At 65.1% G+C, this 16,336-nt stretch carries 13 protein-coding genes; 4 read left to right on the forward strand and 9 right to left on the reverse strand.

The genetic code is table 11. The annotated features are described in order from the left end of the window. Nucleotides 1–120: 120 nt before the first annotated feature. From bioD to ACOJSJ_RS04935, 6 genes are all read right to left on the reverse strand, one after another. The gene (bioD, locus tag ACOJSJ_RS04910; RefSeq protein WP_420143868.1) at nucleotides 121–735 is read right to left on the reverse strand and encodes a dethiobiotin synthase; all 615 of its coding nucleotides are present in this window, start codon (nucleotides 733–735) and stop codon (nucleotides 121–123) included. Continuing rightward, complete coding sequence (locus ACOJSJ_RS04915) at nucleotides 732–1,856, reverse strand: 8-amino-7-oxononanoate synthase (protein WP_420143869.1); 1,125 nt, start codon at nucleotides 1,854–1,856, stop codon at nucleotides 732–734. The genes bioD and ACOJSJ_RS04915 overlap by 4 nt, the downstream gene beginning before the upstream one ends. A gap of 46 nt (nucleotides 1,857–1,902) precedes the next feature. Continuing rightward, complete coding sequence (locus tag ACOJSJ_RS04920; RefSeq protein WP_420143870.1) at nucleotides 1,903–3,588, reverse strand: site-specific DNA-methyltransferase; 1,686 nt, start codon at nucleotides 3,586–3,588, stop codon at nucleotides 1,903–1,905. Nucleotides 3,589–3,709: 121 nt separating this feature from the next. After that, complete coding sequence (locus ACOJSJ_RS04925) at nucleotides 3,710–4,387, reverse strand: DUF2490 domain-containing protein (RefSeq protein WP_420143871.1); 678 nt, start codon at nucleotides 4,385–4,387, stop codon at nucleotides 3,710–3,712. A gap of 115 nt (nucleotides 4,388–4,502) precedes the next feature. Continuing rightward, complete coding sequence (locus tag ACOJSJ_RS04930; protein WP_420143872.1) at nucleotides 4,503–5,498, reverse strand: sensor domain-containing diguanylate cyclase; 996 nt, start codon at nucleotides 5,496–5,498, stop codon at nucleotides 4,503–4,505. 223 nt (nucleotides 5,499–5,721) lie between these two features. Next, nucleotides 5,722–7,845, reverse strand: a complete 2,124-nt coding sequence (locus ACOJSJ_RS04935) for a sodium-translocating pyrophosphatase (RefSeq protein ID WP_420143873.1) — start codon at nucleotides 7,843–7,845, stop codon at nucleotides 5,722–5,724. Nucleotides 7,846–8,191: 346 nt separating this feature from the next. On the opposite strand from ACOJSJ_RS04935, the gene ACOJSJ_RS04940 reads away from it, so the two are divergent. Together ACOJSJ_RS04940 and ACOJSJ_RS04945 are read left to right on the forward strand one after the other, a co-directional pair. Then, nucleotides 8,192–9,532: an MFS transporter gene (locus ACOJSJ_RS04940; protein WP_420143874.1), complete on the forward strand. Its 1,341-nt coding sequence runs from the start codon at nucleotides 8,192–8,194 to the stop codon at nucleotides 9,530–9,532. A 9-nt stretch (nucleotides 9,533–9,541) separates the two neighbouring features. Next, on the forward strand, nucleotides 9,542–10,570 hold the full coding sequence (locus tag ACOJSJ_RS04945) for a LacI family DNA-binding transcriptional regulator (RefSeq protein ID WP_420143875.1): 1,029 nt from the start codon (nucleotides 9,542–9,544) through the stop codon (nucleotides 10,568–10,570). Here ACOJSJ_RS04945 and ACOJSJ_RS04950 read toward each other — a convergent pair. Both ACOJSJ_RS04950 and ACOJSJ_RS04955 read right to left on the reverse strand, forming a co-directional pair. Then, nucleotides 10,567–11,025 (reverse strand): low molecular weight protein-tyrosine-phosphatase, encoded by a 459-nt coding sequence (locus ACOJSJ_RS04950; RefSeq protein WP_420143876.1) that lies wholly within the window; start codon nucleotides 11,023–11,025, stop codon nucleotides 10,567–10,569. The two genes, ACOJSJ_RS04945 and ACOJSJ_RS04950, sit on opposite strands and share 4 nt — an antisense overlap. Beyond that, the gene (locus tag ACOJSJ_RS04955; protein ID WP_420143877.1) at nucleotides 11,025–12,473 is read right to left on the reverse strand and encodes a helicase HerA domain-containing protein; all 1,449 of its coding nucleotides are present in this window, start codon (nucleotides 12,471–12,473) and stop codon (nucleotides 11,025–11,027) included. Before ACOJSJ_RS04955 ends, ACOJSJ_RS04950 begins: the two co-directional genes overlap by 1 nt. A gap of 108 nt (nucleotides 12,474–12,581) precedes the next feature. Between ACOJSJ_RS04955 and ACOJSJ_RS04960 the strand changes: the two genes are divergently transcribed. Next, a complete protein-coding gene (locus tag ACOJSJ_RS04960; RefSeq protein ID WP_420143878.1) occupies nucleotides 12,582–13,022 on the forward strand; it encodes a c-type cytochrome in 441 nt (146 codons plus the stop codon). A gap of 75 nt (nucleotides 13,023–13,097) precedes the next feature. Next, on the forward strand, nucleotides 13,098–15,803 hold the full coding sequence (gene ppc, locus ACOJSJ_RS04965; RefSeq protein WP_420143879.1) for a phosphoenolpyruvate carboxylase: 2,706 nt from the start codon (nucleotides 13,098–13,100) through the stop codon (nucleotides 15,801–15,803). A 120-nt stretch (nucleotides 15,804–15,923) separates the two neighbouring features. On the opposite strand, the gene ACOJSJ_RS04970 is transcribed toward ppc, so the two are convergent. Beyond that, complete coding sequence (locus tag ACOJSJ_RS04970; protein ID WP_420143880.1) at nucleotides 15,924–16,322, reverse strand: DUF1489 family protein; 399 nt, start codon at nucleotides 16,320–16,322, stop codon at nucleotides 15,924–15,926. Nucleotides 16,323–16,336 lie beyond the last annotated feature (14 nt).

Genomic DNA, 16,336 nt, shown 5'->3' on the forward strand with positions numbered 1-16,336 from the left:
AGCGTCCCTTGCTTATGACAATATGGGCGGGCGACAGTTTGCCCGGCGTGACCGGGACTTGAACGCCTGTGCAACAGCCATGTCCATGTCGTTGGTCGAAAATTGTCGACCATTGAAATATTATGGCAACTGGATGTGCGCGGCAAAGGCCTTTGCCAGCGATGGTGCGTCCACCGGATCGATGATCGGCAACCGGCCGAGCGAAGGGACGCCCGCAATCTGCGGGATGATGCGCTCATTTTCCTCGTGCGCGTCGCCGATGAAGGCGATGCCGACCACCGTCGCGCCGCGCGCACGCAGCGCCTCGATGCTCAGCAGGCTGTGGTTGATCGTGCCCAGCTCCGTGCGCGCGCACAGGATGACCGGCCTGTTCCAATATGCGAACAGGTCGGCCATCAGCAGATTTTCGGATATGGGGACCAGCACGCCGCCCGCGCCCTCCACCACCAGCGGCCCGTCCACCTGCGGCAGCGTCAGCCGGTCGAGCGAAATGCGCACGCCGTCGATCCGCGCCGCCAGATGCGGGGATGCAGGCGTTGCCAGCCGGAACGCTTCGGGCAGGATACGCCCGGCGGGCAGGCCGGACAGGGCGGCCACGGTTTCCTTGTCGCCCTCCGGATCGACACCCGCCTGTATCGGCTTCCAGTAATAGGCGCCCAATGCCCCGGCCAGCCCCGCGGCGAACACGGTCTTGCCGATGCCGGTGTCCGTGCCGGTGACGATCAGCGTAGTCACTTCATCGCCGTCCGCAACACATTGCCCAGAGCGGCGACATCGGCGCGCCCCACATTGAGCGTCAGCGATATGCGCAGGCGGCTGGTGCCCGGCGGCACGGTCGGCGGGCGGATGCCGCGCACGTCGAACCCGGCCTGCTGCAATGTCGCGGCCACCGCCATGGCGCGCAGGTCATCGCCCAGCAGCACCGGCACGATCTGGCTGCGCGGCGATGGCAGGCCCAGCGGCGCGCAGATCGCTTCGGCCGCATCCTGTTGCAACGTCTTCAGCCGGTCGCGCAGGTCGCCCGCCTGCTCGATCCGGTCCAGCGCCGCCGATGCCGCCACCGCCATCAGCGGCGAAGGCGCGGTCGAATAGATGAAGGCGCGGGCGCGGTTGATCAGATAATCGATATGAATGCGCGGGCCACAGATCAGCGCGCCTTCCACCCCCATCGCCTTGCCGCAGGTGTGCAGCGTGATGACATTGTGCAGCCCGTCGAGACCCGCCGACAGGCCGCGCCCGCCCGGCCCGAACACGCCGGTGCCATGCGCTTCGTCCAGCAACAGCATCGCGCCATGGGTGGCGGCCAGCTTTGCGAGGTCGGACAGCGGCGCCATGTCGCCATCCATCGAATACAGCGTCTCGACCGCGATCCAGATGCGCCCCTTGCCCCCTTCCGCGCGAAAGGCGGCGATCAGGTCGGCAAAGTTCTGCACGTCATTATGGCGGGCAAAGACGGCTGCCGCCTTGCTCATGCGCATGCCGTCATGGGCGCTGGCATGGATCAGTTCATCCGCGACGATCAGGTCGCCGCGCTGGGGCAGCGTCGCGAACAGCGCCAGATTGCCGACAAAGCCGTTAGCGACGAACAGTGACGCCTGTGTGCGAAAGAAATCGGCGGCCTTCGCCTCCAGCCCTTCATGTTCGGGCGCATTGCCGCGCAGCAGCCGCGACCCGCCCGAACCCACCGGCACGCCGCGCCCGACCGCGTCCGCCACTGCCTGCGCGATCATCGGATCGCCCGCCAGCGCCAGATAATCGTTGGACGCGAAATCGCGCCCGGCGCGGGGGATCAGTCGACGCAGCCGACCGCGCGATTCCAGCGCGGCCAGTTTGCTGGCAAAGGGTTCGGCAGTCATGGCGCGGGCTATAGGCCCCGCCGGTGAAGGCGGCAAGCAGCGCTTGTCAAAGGTCCAGCGCGGCCTGTGCGCCGGGCTGATGCGACCGGCGGGTTTCGACCCGCGGCGCCTTGCGATTGGGGCTGACCAGCGTGGGCAGGCGGGGATGGCGGTCGGTGAACAGTTCGGCCAGCGTGAAGATCTGAAGCGCGGGAAAGCGGCCAAATTCGGTCTGGACCAGACCATGGCTGTCGGCTTCCTGATCCATGCCGCGCGTGGGCGGCGTTGCGCACACGAACAGGCCCAGACGATGACCGTCGCGCTGCATCACCCGGCCAAGGTCGCGGACCATCGCCGGATTGACATTATGCCCGGCCTTTACCGAAATCACCCCGGTCTCGGTCTGCCCGCCCGCGCCGACATAATAGAAATAGCCGTCCACGCCCTTGTCGCCGCCCTTCTTGCCGCCCATCCACGGCCATCCGCCCAGCCGCAGCGTGATCCAGTGCTGGAACTGATGTGGATCATCCTGCGCCAGCCTTTGGGCGGAGGCGAGGTCGCGGGGGCTGCCGATGGTTTCGAACCGGGCGTCGCTGCCATAGCCTTCGCGCAGGCGCTTTTCGATCAGGCCGATGGCAAGATGCGTGATGTCGATCCCCACCCAGCGCCGTCCCAGCTTCTGCGCTGCATCCACCGCCGTCCCGCACCCGCAAAAGGGGTCGAGGATGATGTCGCCGGGGTTCGAGGAGGCGGAAATGATGCGTTCGAGCAAGGCGCGGGGTTTCTGAGTGGGATAGCCCAGGCGTTCCTGTGCCTGAGAATTGAGCGGCGGGATGTCGGTAATCACGGATTGAATTGGAATGCCGGAAGTCAGATGGCGTTTGAACCGCGGAAAACCACCCTCCTTTTTGGGCCAGTATATGAGCTTCGCTTTATCCAGCAGGTCCAGCTTTTCCTGCGTGGAATATTTTGACCACCGCTCGATGTCGATCAGGCTGGCCGGTATTTTGCGGGGTACTGCCCAATGTCGCCCCAAGATGGTGGGATTAAAGCCGCGCCAAGGTTGGCCGGAGTCTCCCGATCTTATGCCGGCACCTGTCAGGTCGGCGGCGGTAAAGTTTCCATGTTCATCAGAGGCTCCATATTTGGATGCGATATGCTGTTCTTCATGTGCCTGAACGACTTGGTTCCAGATCGGATCTTTGCCCTTGGCGTAAAATAACAGGCAATCATGTGTCGGACCCCAGCGATGGGCGCTGCTATGCCCGCTGGTACGCTTCCATATGATCTCATTCCGGAAATTCTCCGCCCCGAACACCGCGTCGAGAACCAGTTTCAGATAATGGCTCGCGGTCGGGTCACAGTGGAGGTAGAGGCTGCCGGCGGGTTTCAGCACGCGGTGCAGTTCCTGCAACCGCACCGCCATCATGGCGAGATAGGCCATCATCGCATTTTCGCCGATCGCCGTGCGCATCGCCTGCATCAGGACATGCAGCTTGTGATTGCCGCCTGCGGTAATGTCCATCATCGCGCCCGCCGCGGCCGGGCCCCAGCTCCATGTATCGTCGAACGCCTCTATGCTGGCGTCCGCGCCGGTCCCGGCGGGCGATCGGAACAGGATATTGTAGCTGGCATTGGAATTGAACGGCGGGTCCAGATAGACGAGGTCTATGCTGCCGTCGGCCACATGATCGCGCAATATGTCCAGATTGTCGCCGTAATAGAGCCGGTTGCCGCCGTCCTGGGTCGCCATGTCGATGCTCTCCCTTTCGGGGCAAGGCACCAGAAGTCAGGCGACAAGGCCAATCCAACCCGATCCGGATTGACGCGGTTTTACGCAAACCCTGTTCATTATGGGTTGAACGGGTGGCCGGTCAGAAACTGAACGCCAGCGCGACGGACGCGACATGATCGTTGCTGTCGTCGGCGCCGGGGCGAAAGCCATGCTGGTGCAGATAGCCGATTTCCGCATTCACATTCCTGGCCAGCGGGGTGGTGACGGCGATCAGGTTGCGCATCCGTTCCTCCCCCTGCACCCGCTGGAAATTGGTTTTATTGAGGTCGAAAAAGCTCTCATGGCTCAGGATCAGGGCGGTCTTGCCCCCTTCATGAAAAGGCATGACCAGCTTGACATAGGGGCGCAGCCGCCATGCCGTGCCGTCGATGCCTTCGCGCCAGCGTTCCTCCACCCGCATGCGGGCGCTCAGCGTCGCCGGGCCGATCCGGGCGATATTGTCGAACGTTACCTGCTGTCGCCCGCGATGTTCCATGACGGTGAAATCGCCGCCGGCATATTGCGGGTCGTGGGTATATCCGGCCCACAGCGTCACCGCCTTCGACAATTTATAGCCGATCAGCGTGTTGGATTCGATTTCATACAGGCCATGGCGATCGTCGCTGAACCGCGCCACCAGTTCCTGCGACAGGCGCCAATGGTCGTCCAGCTTCACCGTGGCGCTGGAGGTGGTCCACAATTGTTCGTCTTCGCTGGCCCGCGCGGTGGCAGGCAACATCATGGCGGCCATCAGCAACAGGCCATGGATCGGGCGCATCGGACATCATCTCCACCGCCGTGACTGGCGGTGAGGTGCCATTATGACGCATGCATGACTCTAACGTGACAAAGATATTGCACTTTGATGACAGGGCGTGTCTGCCCGATTGCCGTCATGCCATGCATGTTTCGGTCAGCGGCGCCAGCACCGCCCGGTTCCGCCCGCCGCGCTTTGCATCATAAAGCGCGGCATCGGCCGCCGACAGCCAGTCCTTGCTGGTCATCCGGCCGCCGCCGATCGCCGCCACGCCGAAACTGGCGGTCACGCGCAGCGGCGGATCATGCGGGATCACCAGATCGGCGATCGCCAGGCGAAAACGTTCTGCCGCCGCCAGCGCATCCGCCTCCCCGGTTTCGGGCAACAGCAGCGCAAATTCCTCCCCGCCGATCCGCCCGACCGAATCGCTGGGCCGTGACAGCGTGGCGCAACAGCGGGCGACCGCTTCGATCACCCGGTCGCCCACGGGGTGACCGTGACTGTCGTTGATCTGCTTGAAATGATCGATGTCCAGCAGCACCAGCGCGGCCGGGCGCTGATGCCGGATATGCAGGGCGATCCGCTTGTCCATTTCCGCGACGAAGGCGCGCCGGGTCATCGATCCGCTCAGCGAATCGCGTTCGGCCAGCATGCGCAGTTCCATCTGCTCCACGACGATGGGGGCCAGCGCCTTCAGCGTTTCCAGATGTTCGGGCGCAAAGTCGCGCGCGCGGGTGTCGATGGCGCATAGCGACCCGATATTATAGCCGTCGGGCGTGCGCAGCGGCACCCCGGCATAGCTGCGGATATGCGGCTCTCCGGTCACCAGCGGGTTATCGCTAAATCGCGGGTCGCCCAGCGCGTCGGTGATGATCAACGGCTCGTCCCGCCGGATGGCATGATCGCAAAAGGCCATGCTGCGCGGCGTTTCGCTGGCGTCCAGCCCCTCTATCGACTTGAACCACTGACGGCCGGTATCGATCAGCGATACGGCGGATATCGGCACGCCGAACAGCGCGCGGATCAAGTGCGTCACCTTGTCGAAGGCGTCTTCGGACGGCGTATCCAGAATATCATAGCGCCGCAGGGCGGCGATGCGTCCGGGTTCATCGTTCAAAATGGCGTGCATCATTGGGGCATCCGCTTTGTGATTTTGGCCATGTCCTTGCAGCATGGTCAAAATTTATGCGCGGCGCAGCCTGCCCCCTGGTTCAGCCGACCACGACCGACAGACTGCGCGCCGGTCCTGAAAAAAGGGTTAACATTGCGGTGGGTAAGGAAGCGGTGGGTGTGGGGGTGGTCGGTATAGGGACGGGGCGGCGCACCCCTGCACCGCCCCGTCATCGATCATCGCATCATCCGCCATGCGCCAGCGCGGCCAGCAACAGCAGCGCGACGATGTTGGTGATCTTGATCATCGGGTTGACGGCCGGACCGGCGGTGTCCTTGTACGGATCGCCCACCGTGTCGCCCGTCACCGCGGCCTTGTGCGCTTCGCTGCCCTTGCCGCCATGATGGCCATCCTCGATATATTTCTTGGCATTGTCCCATGCGCCGCCGCCGCTGGTCATGGACAGGGCGACGAACAGGCCGGACACGATGACGCCCAGCAGCAATGCGCCCAGCGCCGCAAAGCCGTTATCGGTCCCCGCCACGGCGGCGATCGCGAAGTAAACGACCACCGGCGCGAGTACGGGGAGCAGGCTGGGCACGATCATTTCCTTGATTGCGGCGCGGGTGACCAGATCGACGGTGCGGGCATAATTGGGGCGTGACGTCCCTTCCATGATGCCCTTGTTGGTGGCGAACTGGTCGCGCACGTCCTTCACCACATCGCCCGCCGCGCGGCCCACGGCGGTCATGCCCATCGCCCCGAACAGATAGGGCAGCAACGCGCCCAGCAGCAGGCCGACGATGACATCGGGATTTTCCAGACTGAAATCGACCGGCTGGGTCAGGCCCAGCGCGGACCCGTAATAGTCCAGATCCTGCGTGAAGGTGCCGAACAGCACCAGCGCGGCTAGACCCGCGCTGCCGATGGCATAGCCTTTCGTCACTGCCTTGGTCGTGTTGCCCACCGCGTCCAGCGCGTCGGTCTTCACCCGGACGCTGTCGTCCAGATGCGCCATTTCGGCGATGCCACCCGCATTGTCGGTGACCGGGCCATAGGCGTCGAGCGCCACCACCATGCCCGCCAGCGCCAGCATGGCGGTCGCGGCAAAGGCGATGCCCATCAACCCCGCCAGCTGATAGGCGACGATGATGCCGATGACGATCACCAGCGTGGGCAGCGCGGTCGATTCCAGACTGATCGCCAGCCCCTGAATGACGTTGGTGCCATGGCCGGTTTCCGACGCCCGCGCGATGGATCGGACGGGGCGGTATCCCGTCCCGGTATAATATTCGGTGATGACCACCAGCAGGCCGGTGACCGCCAGCCCGACCAGCATCGACCAGAACAGGTTGATGCCGGTATAGCCGCCCACTCCGTCCAGATCGGCGCCGAACACGGCGTTCAGGTCGCCCAGCGTATAGGATGTGGCGGCATAGATGGCCGGGATGGACAGGATCGCCGTGGTCCAGAACCCCTTGTAGAGCGCGCCCATGATCGACTGGCTGGCGCCCAGTCGCACCATATAGGTGCCGATGATCGACGTCACGATGCACACCCCGCCCACGATCAGCGGCAATGCCATCAGCTTCATCAGGAACGCATTGTCCACGCCGGTGACTAACAGCGCCGTCAGCACCATGGTCGCGCCCACGGTCACGACGTAGGTTTCGAACAGGTCGGCCGCCATGCCCGCGCAATCGCCCACATTGTCGCCCACATTGTCGGCGATGACGGCGGGGTTGCGCGGGTCGTCCTCTGGAATGCCCGCCTCGACCTTGCCCACCAGATCCGCGCCGACATCGGCCGCCTTGGTGAAGATGCCGCCGCCCAGCCGCGCAAAGATGGAGATCAGCGACGCGCCGAACGCCAGCGCGACGAGGCTGTCGATCACCAGCCTGTCGTCAGGCGCGTGACCCGCAGGCCCGGTCAGATACCAGAAGAACAGGCTGATCGCGAGCAGGGCGAGGCCCGCCACCAGCATGCCGGTGATCGCGCCTGCCCTGAATGCGACCGTCAGGCCGCTCTGCAATGTTCCGCGCGATGCTTCGGCGGTGCGGACATTGGCGCGCACCGATATGTTCATGCCGATGAAACCCGCCGCGCCCGACAGGATCGCGCCGACCAGAAAACCGACGGCGGACGTCAGGCCCAGGAACAGCGCGACCAGCACCGCCACGACGATGCCGACGATGGCGATGGTGGTATATTGGCGTCCCAGATAGGCCTTCGCCCCTTCCTGTATCGCGCCGGCGATCGCCTGCATGGCGTCGTTGCCGGGGGACTGGTTCAACACCTGACGGCTGGTGATCAGGCCATAGATGATGGCCAGCAGGCCGCATCCTATGGCGATATAGACAATCTGCATGGATGATCCTCTCCCCCTGTTATGACTGTCATCGGCCGCTCCGCAGGGAATGACGGGCAGGCGAAAGGCGTGAAGGCGGGCGGCCGGACGGGGGCGATCCGGCATCTGGCACCGCGACAATCAGCAACAGGGCCATGCGCATGGAACGCGCTCCAACCGGCTGAGAACAGGGTGGGAGGAAGCTACAGACCTTGCCGTCCGCGTCAAGATGGCATGGGGGATGATGCTTTGGCCCGCGATATGGATTACAGCATGACGCACGCGGCTGGCCCGGTCGGCGGTCGGCATGACGATCCGGCATTGCGTAAAAGCGGGCGTAAAAGAGCGCGCAAAAGAGGGGATGACGATGCAGGATGCCGCCGCCGCCCGGCCGATCATGAAATTGTCGCGCATAGTCGAAATGAATCTCGGTTTCCTGGGCATCCAGTTTTCCTTCGGTCTGCAACAGGCGAATATGGGGCCGATCTATCGCTATCTGGGCGCGGATGAAGCCAGCCTGCCGCTGCTCTGGCTGGCGGGACCGGTCACGGGCCTGCTGGTCCAGCCGATCGTCGGCGCGATGAGCGACCGGACCGTCAGCCAATGGGGTCGCCGCACCCCCTATTTCCTGCTGGGCGCGATATTGTGCAGCATCGGCCTGCTCGCCATGCCCTACAGCCCGACGCTGTGGTTCGCCGCCAGCCTGCTCTGGATGCTCGACGCGGCGAACAACATCACGATGGAACCCTATCGCGCCTATGTCAGCGATCAGCTGGACGAAAGCCAGCGCGCCGTCGGCTTTCTGACGCAGAGCGCCTTTACCGGGCTTGCCCAGACGTTGTCCTATCTTGCGCCCTCGCTGCTCGTCTGGTGGGGGGCGGACGCGGATCTGGTCGATGCGAACGGCATTCCCGACATCACCCGCATCGCCTTTCTGATCGGGGCGGTGGTGTCCCTTTCCACCATCCTCTGGTCGGTGCTGCGCGTGCGCGAACGGCCGCTGCCCGCGGCGGACGTCGCCCGGATGCAGGCGCGGCCGCTGTCCATCCGCACCGCGATCAGCGATTTTCCGGCGGCCGTGCGCGCCATGCCGCTGCCCATGCGGCAATTGATCCCGTCGATGGCGTTTCAGTGGTTCGCCATGTTCGCCTATTGGCAATATATCGCCTTCGCGCTTGCCCGCTCCCTGTTCGGCACGGCCGATCCCGCCAGTCCCGGCTTTCGTCAGGCGGTGCTGCTCGCGGGGCAGGCGGGCGCGCTCTACAACGCCATCGCCTGCCTCGCCGCCTTCGCCATGATGCCCGTCAGCCGCCGCATCGGCGTGCGCAACCTTCACGCCCTGTCGGTCGCATTGTCCGGCGCGGCGATGATCGCCATCCCGCAGGCGCGCGATACCGCCACGCTGTTGGTGCTGATGACCGGCATCGGCATCGGCTGGGCCAGCATGATGGGCAATCCCTACGTCATGCTGGCCGATGCGATCCCGCCCCAACGGACCGGCATCTACATGGGCATATTCAACATGTTCATCGTGTTGCCGATGCTATTGGAAACGCTGATCGTGCCGGTCATCTATCGCCCTGTGCTGGGCGGCGATCCGCGCGCGCTGCTGATCATGGCGGGGTGCATGATGATCTGCGCGGGGGCGACGACGATGTTGATCCGCATCAATCGGCCGCCCGTTGTGGATCGGTCCGATTTGGCATAATCTGCCGTCATGGGAGATGAGGGACAGGGCCAGCTCAAGAGCATCGCCGATCTGGCGCGCATTGCGGGCGTATCGGTATCCACCGTATCGCGCGCGCTGACCGGAAAGGGTGCGCTCAATCAGGGGACGCGCGAACGGATTCAGGCGCTGGCGGACCGCCATGGTTTCCGCCTGAACGTCGCCGCGCAGAATCTGCGCCTTGGCCGCACCGGGGCGATCGCCGTGCTGATGCCGCTTGGCCATGCACGCGGCCAGCAACTGTCCGATCCCTTCTTCCTCACGATGCTGGGCCATCTGGCCGATGCGCTGACCGACCGGGGGTATGACCTGCTGCTGTCGCGCGTGCTGCCCGACCGGGATGACTGGCTGGACAGCTTCATCCGCACCGGCCGCACCGACGGCGTCATCATCATCGGCCAGTCGGATCAGGGCGCGGCGCTGACCCGCGCGGCCGCTCATTACCGGCCGCTGGTCGTGTGGGGGGAGGACGCTTCGGGCGCCGACCCGCTCACCCAAGGCCCGCTCACCGTGGGTACGGATAATGTCGCGGGCGGTCGGCTGGCGGCGGCGCATCTGCTGGCGCGGGGCTGCGCCAACTTCGCCTTTTTCGGCGACATCGGCGTGCCCGAATTTGCCGCGCGCCATGCGGGCTTCGCGGCGGCCCTCCCGCCAACGCAGCGCGCCGCGATGGCGATCGCCCCCGGCCCGGTCACGCCCGACGCCAGCCTGCATGCCGCCCGCGCCTTTTTCGCGGCGGGCAACCGCCCGGACGGCATATTCGCGGCGTCGGACGTGATGGCGATCAGCCTGATGACCACCGCGCAGGAACAGGGGCTGCGCGTGCCGCAGGACATGGCCGTCATCGGTTTCGACGACATCGCGCTGGCGCAGATGGCCCGCCCGGCGCTGACCACCGTTCGGCAGGATATAGGGGCGGGTGCGCAGCATCTTGCCGACCTGCTGTTTCGCCGCATGGCGGGCGAAGATACGCAGTCCGTCCGCATCGCGCCCGAACTGATCGTGCGGGAATCGGCCTAAATTGCTTTCAGGATCGCTGTCGCTGCGCGGCTGACATCGTCCCATGTGATGTCGAACCCGGCATCGTCGCCATAATAGGGATCGGTGACGCCGCTGCCCTCGCGCCCCGGCACCATGTCCATCAACAGGCGCAGCGTCGCCGTCCCGTCCGATGGCCGGATGCGCCGCAGATTTTTGAGATTGTCGCTATCCAGCGCGAAAATATGGGTGAAGCGCCGGAAATCCTGCGCGCTCACCTGACGCCCGGCATAGCCGCTGATGTCGATGCCATGCCTGCGCGCCACTGCCTGCGCGCGCCGGTCGGGCGCATCGCCGACATGCCAGTCGCCGGTCCCCGCCGAATCCACCAGTATGTCGATACCCGCCGCCTGCGCCTGTGCCCGCAACGCCGCTTCGGCCAGCGGCGACCGGCAGATATTGCCAAGACAGACGAAAAGGATGGCAGGCGTCGTCATCAGTCCGCCGCCGCCGTGGACAGGCCAAGGCCCGGCACGCCGATCGACCGCTTGCCCGAAAAATCGACCCGCGCCACGATCACGCCCAGCTTTTCCATATAGTCGATCAGCCGCCGCACGCGCCCCGGCGAACTGGTGCCATAGGCGCGGCCCAGCGCCGTATCGTCAGGGCATGGCTGTCCGTCCAGCGCCGCCCGCGCGATCAGCAGGAAAGGGGCCAGCATATCCTCAGGCACCGGTTCCGCCGCGCGGATCGCGTCCTGCCAGCGCGGGTCGTCGGCATCGGCCATCCCCGCCTGCGCCATGGCGAAGCGCTTGCGAAATGCAGGCAGGTCCAGCGGCGACCGCTTCAGGCCCTTCATCCGGCACCGCACGCCGAAATCCTGATACAGCGCCGACACGCTGGGCGCAGCGTCGCCAAGGTCGGCGACAATATCCTCCAGCACGGCGATGACCACCGGCTCATTCTCGCCGAAATCCAGTTCCGGCGCGGCGGGTTTGGCGGCGGGCGTGTCGGCCAGCGCGCGCATGATCTCTTCGGCCGGGCGGGGCGGGGGTTCGGCGCGGGGCGGGGGCGGCGGCAACGCCTCTTCCTCGACCTTGGCGAACAGCATTTCCTGAAAATCGCCGCCCGTCGTGACCGGCGGGGGCATCAGCTTGTGCGTGCCGCCACGCGACCCGGTCTTGACCGTGCCGATCTTCACCGCGACAGGCCGCCGCGCGATGGCGGGGCCAAGTCCCAGAAAGCGCCCGCGCTCCAGATCGCGAATCTGCTCCGCCTGCCGCCGCTCCATGCCGAGCAGGTCGGCCGCGCGCGCCATGTCGATGTCCAGGAAGGTGCGGCCCATCAGGAAATTGGATGCTTCGGCCGCGACATTCTTGGCCAGCTTTGCCAGACGCTGCGTCGCGATGACGCCCGCCAGCCCGCGCTTGCGCCCCCGGCACATCAGGTTGGTCATGGCGGCCAGCGACAGGCGCCGCGCCTCGTCCGACACATCGCCCGCCGCGACAGGCGCGAACATCTGCGCTTCGTCCACCACCACCAGCGCGGGATACCAATGGTCGCGCGGCGCATCGAACAATGTGGACAGGAATGTGGCGGCGCATTTCATCTGCGCCTCCAGCTCCAACGATTCGAGGCTGAGGACGACCGACGCGCGATGTTCGCGGATGCGCGTCGCCATCTTCACGATCTCGCGCTCATTATAGTCGCCCGCGTCGATCACCACATGGCCATATTGGTCGGCCAGCGTGACGAAATCGCCTTCGGGATCGATCACCACCTGCTGCACCATCGGCGCGCTCTCTTCCAGCAGCCGGCGCAGCAGATGCGACTTGCCCGACCCCGAATTGCCCTGAACGAGCAGACGGGTGGCGAGCAATTCCTCCACATCGACCAGCACGTCCTTGCCGTGATGGTCGGTTCCTATGCTGATGCTGGCGGTCACTGACGCCCTTTGGCCCAAGCATGCGGGGGAGCGCAAGGGCGCGATGCGCATCCCTTGGACAATCGGTCCGCTGTCCATGCGATGATCAAAAGGGATAGGGCGCACGACATGCGATCCCGTCCGCTTGTTTCCGTGCTGTTTGCGCTGCTTTGCCTGTCCGCCTGCGCCGACGACCGGCGCGAGGAAAGGCTGCGTGCAGCCGGTCCCGATCCATCGCTCGAGGCGCTGCTGAAAGTCGCCGACGCCGACATCGGCGCGCGCAAATTCGGCATCTGCGCAGGGTGTCACAAGGCGGGCAAGGGCGCGCCTGATTTCGGCGGCCCCAATCTCTACGGCGTGTTCGGCCAGCGGATGGGGCAGAATAGCAGCCGCTTTGGCTATACCGCCGCGCTGGTGCAGGCGGGCGGGCGCTGGGATGCGCCCACGCTCGACGCATGGATCGCCAATCCGCGACAGGTGGTGCCCGGCACCAATATGCAGTTCATGGGGCTGGCCGATCCGCTCGATCGGGCCGACATCATCGCCTATCTGCGACGCCAATCGGATTGACCGGCCCGCGCCGCCGATATTTATCCGCGCAGACGCCTTGACCATCGTCATGCCGCAATGCAGCATATCCACATTATGGAGAGCAGCACCACAACCACGCCCGCAGTCCCTGCGATCACGCAGAATCCCGACATCCGCTATCTGGGGCGGCTATTGGGGGACGTCATCCGCGCCTATGGCGGGGAAAAGCTCTACAAACAGACCGAATATATCCGCTCCACATCGGTCGACCGGGCGCGCGGCGTGCAGGGCGCGGACCTGACCGACACGGGCCTCGACGCGCTCAATCTGGACGACACGCTCGATTTCACCCGTGGTTTCATGCTCTTCTCGATGCTCGCCAATCTGGCGGAAGATCGGCAGGGCGTCGCCGCTGAACCGGGCGCCGACGTCGCGTCCGCCGTGGAACGGCTGGAGGGGCAGGGCGTCGACCGCGCCGCCATCCTCGACCTGTTGTCCAACGCGCTGATCGTCCCCGTCCTCACCGCCCACCCGACGGAGGTGCGGCGCAAGAGCATGATCGATCACAAGAACCGAATCGCCGACCTGATGCATCTGAAGGATGCCGGGCGGACCGAAACGGAAGATGGCGAAAATCTGGACGAAGCGATTTTCCGGCAGATCGCCCTGTTGTGGCAGACGCGCCCGCTGCGCCGCGAAAAATTGTTCGTGCAGGACGAAATCGACAATGTCCTGACCTATTTCCGTGACATTTTCCTGCCCGTCCTCCCCGCGCTCTATGCCCGGTGGGAACGGGTGCTGGGCGCCCGCCCGCACAGCTTCCTGCGCGTGGGCAACTGGATCGGCGGCGACCGCGACGGCAATCCCTTCGTTCAGGCGGACCAGCTGCGCTCCGCCATCGGCCGGGGCTGCGAAGCGGCGCTCGCTTTCTACATGGATGGCATCCACGGGCTGGGCGCGGAACTTTCGCTCTCGACCGAACTCGCCCATGTGCCCCAGGCGGTGATCGACCTCGCCGACGCCAGCGGGGATGCGTCGCCCAGCCGTCAGGACGAACCCTATCGCCGCGCTCTGTCGGGCCTCTATGCCCGGCTCGCCGCCACCTATGTCGCGCTGGTCGGCAAAGCGCCGCCGCGCGCCTCCGCGCTTCGGGGCGAAGCCTATGCCAGCCCCGCCGATTTCCGCCGCGACCTCGTCACCGTGGCGCAGGGTCTGGCGAGCGAGGGCGACGGCGCGCTGGCGACCGGCGGCGCATTGGGCCGCCTGATCCGCGCGGTCGAAACCTTCGGCTTCCACCTCGCCACGCTCGACATGCGCCAGAACAGCGCCGTGCATGAACGGGTCGTCGCCGAGCTGCTGAAGGTCGCGGGGGTGGAGGCGGATTATCTCGCACTCGACGAATATGCCCGGATCGCCCTGCTGCGCCGCGAACTGGCCAACAACCGGCCGCTGGGCGGGCGCTTTTCGGCCTATGGCGAAGAAACCACGTCGGAACTGGCGATCGTCCACGCCGCCGCGCAGGCGCATCGCACCTATGGCCCGAACAGCATCACCCATTATATCATTTCCAAGGCCGAAAGCGTTTCGGACCTGCTGGAAGTCAACATCCTGCTGAAGGAAGCGGGCCTGTGGCACGCGGCGGCCGACGGCGCCCCGCCGCAGGCCGCCGTCATGGCGATCCCGCTGTTCGAAACCATCGCCGATCTTGAAGCCGCGCCGTCGATCATGACCGCCTATTTCGGCCTGCCCGAAATTGCGGGCGTGGTGAAGGCGCGCGGCCATCAGGAAGTGATGATCGGCTACAGCGACAGCAACAAGGATGGCGGCTACATCACCTCGACCTGGAGCCTGTACAAGGCCAGTCAGGCGCTGGAGCCGGTCTTTGCCGATGCAGGCGCGGCGATGCAGCTGTTCCACGGGCGCGGCGGCGCGGTCGGTCGTGGCGGCGGCTCCGCGTTCAAGGCGATACAGGCCCAGCCGCGCGGCAGCGTTCAGGGGCGCATCCGCATCACCGAACAGGGGGAGGTGATCGCCGCCAAATTCGGCACGCGCGACGCTGCCATGACCAATCTGGAAGCGATGACCAGCGCGACCCTGCTCGCCAGTCTGGAACCCGATGGCATTTCGGATCGCGATGCCGCCCGTTTCAGCGCGGCGATGGACGAACTGTCGAAAAACGCCTTCGCCGCCTATCGCGACCTCGTCTACGGCACCGACGGGTTCAAGGAATTTTTCCGTCAGTTGACGCCCATTCAGGAAATTTCGGGCCTCAAGATCGGCTCCCGCCCGGCCAGCCGTACCAAAAGCACGGCGATAGAAGACCTGCGCGCCATCCCATGGGTGTTCAGCTGGGCGCAGGCGCGCGTGATGCTGCCGGGCTGGTATGGCGTGGGGCAGGCGCTGACCGCGTTTGAGGACAAGGCGCTGCTGGCCGATATGGGTCAGCACTGGTCCTTCCTCAAATCCGCGCTCGCCAATCTGGAAATGGTGCTGGCGAAATCGGACCTTGGCATCGCCGCGCGTTACCTGCCGCTGGTGGAGGATCAGGAACGGGGCGAGACGATTTTCGGCCGCATCCGCGATGGCTGGCAACAGGCGCATGACGGCCTGCTCGCCGCCACCGGCCAGTCGCGCCTGCTGGAAAAAAGCCCGGCGCTCGAAACCTCGATCCGGCTGCGCCTGCCCTATATCGAACCGCTCAACCTGCTTCAGGTCGAACTCCTGAAGCGCCATCGTGCGGGTGAGGATGATGCGCGGATCAAGGAAGGCATCGAACTGTCGATCAACGCGATCGCCACGGCATTGCGCAACAGCGGTTAAGGGGAAGAAATTTTTCTATCCGTTCGCTTCGAGCGAAGTCGATAAGCGGCTAGCGCAACGCTTGCGGTTTCTTGACTTCGCTCGAACCGAACGGAAGTAAAGACGTCACGAATTGCCCCGTTAAACCAGCCCCAATTTCGTCAGTTCGCTCATCAGCGCGGGCGGCATGGCGTCCAGATCGTCGGCCTCTCCACCGTCCAGATCGGCGGGCGCATCGGCGTCCTCCAGATAGCGCCATCCCTGATGCGCGCGCTTGGGCTTGGCCCGCACCGGAATGAGCTTCGGCTCCAGCCTGATCCAGTATCGCCCCTGTCCGGTTTCCTCGAACCCGATGATCGGGCTGCGGCCGACCAGCATATGGCCGTGAATCCAGTATAGCGATCCGCCCGCCATTTCCTCCACCCGCTTGGGCAGGTAACGGGTGCTGGTGCGCGCTTCACCCGCATGGCTTTCCAGCCAGGCGCGCAAAGTGGCGGGGCTTTCGGCGCCAAAGGCGATCTTGGTCATGTGCAACGGCATGGGGCTTAAGATGG

The organism is Sphingobium sp. (genome assembly GCF_048594625.1).
Classification (GTDB): domain Bacteria; phylum Pseudomonadota; class Alphaproteobacteria; order Sphingomonadales; family Sphingomonadaceae; genus Sphingobium.

Excerpts from the sequence above, each read along its gene's own strand:
- ACOJSJ_RS04915 (WP_420143869.1), bottom strand. The coding sequence starts at position 1,856 with ATGACTGCCGAACCCTTTGCCAGCAAACTGGCCGCGCTGGAATCGCGC.
- ACOJSJ_RS04920 (WP_420143870.1), bottom strand. The coding sequence starts at position 3,588 with ATGGCGACCCAGGACGGCGGCAACCGGCTCTATTACGGCGACAATCTG.
- ACOJSJ_RS04925 (WP_420143871.1), bottom strand. The coding sequence starts at position 4,387 with ATGCGCCCGATCCATGGCCTGTTGCTGATGGCCGCCATGATGTTGCCT.
- ACOJSJ_RS04930 (WP_420143872.1), bottom strand. The coding sequence starts at position 5,498 with ATGATGCACGCCATTTTGAACGATGAACCCGGACGCATCGCCGCCCTG.
- ACOJSJ_RS04935 (WP_420143873.1), bottom strand. The coding sequence starts at position 7,845 with ATGCAGATTGTCTATATCGCCATAGGATGCGGCCTGCTGGCCATCATC.
- ACOJSJ_RS04940 (WP_420143874.1), top strand. The coding sequence starts at position 8,192 with ATGCAGGATGCCGCCGCCGCCCGGCCGATCATGAAATTGTCGCGCATA.
- ACOJSJ_RS04945 (WP_420143875.1), top strand. The coding sequence starts at position 9,542 with ATGGGAGATGAGGGACAGGGCCAGCTCAAGAGCATCGCCGATCTGGCG.
- ACOJSJ_RS04950 (WP_420143876.1), bottom strand. The coding sequence starts at position 11,025 with ATGACGACGCCTGCCATCCTTTTCGTCTGTCTTGGCAATATCTGCCGG.
- ACOJSJ_RS04960 (WP_420143878.1), top strand. The coding sequence starts at position 12,582 with ATGCGATCCCGTCCGCTTGTTTCCGTGCTGTTTGCGCTGCTTTGCCTG.
- ppc (WP_420143879.1), top strand. The coding sequence starts at position 13,098 with ATGGAGAGCAGCACCACAACCACGCCCGCAGTCCCTGCGATCACGCAG.
- ACOJSJ_RS04970 (WP_420143880.1), bottom strand. The coding sequence starts at position 16,322 with ATGCCGTTGCACATGACCAAGATCGCCTTTGGCGCCGAAAGCCCCGCC.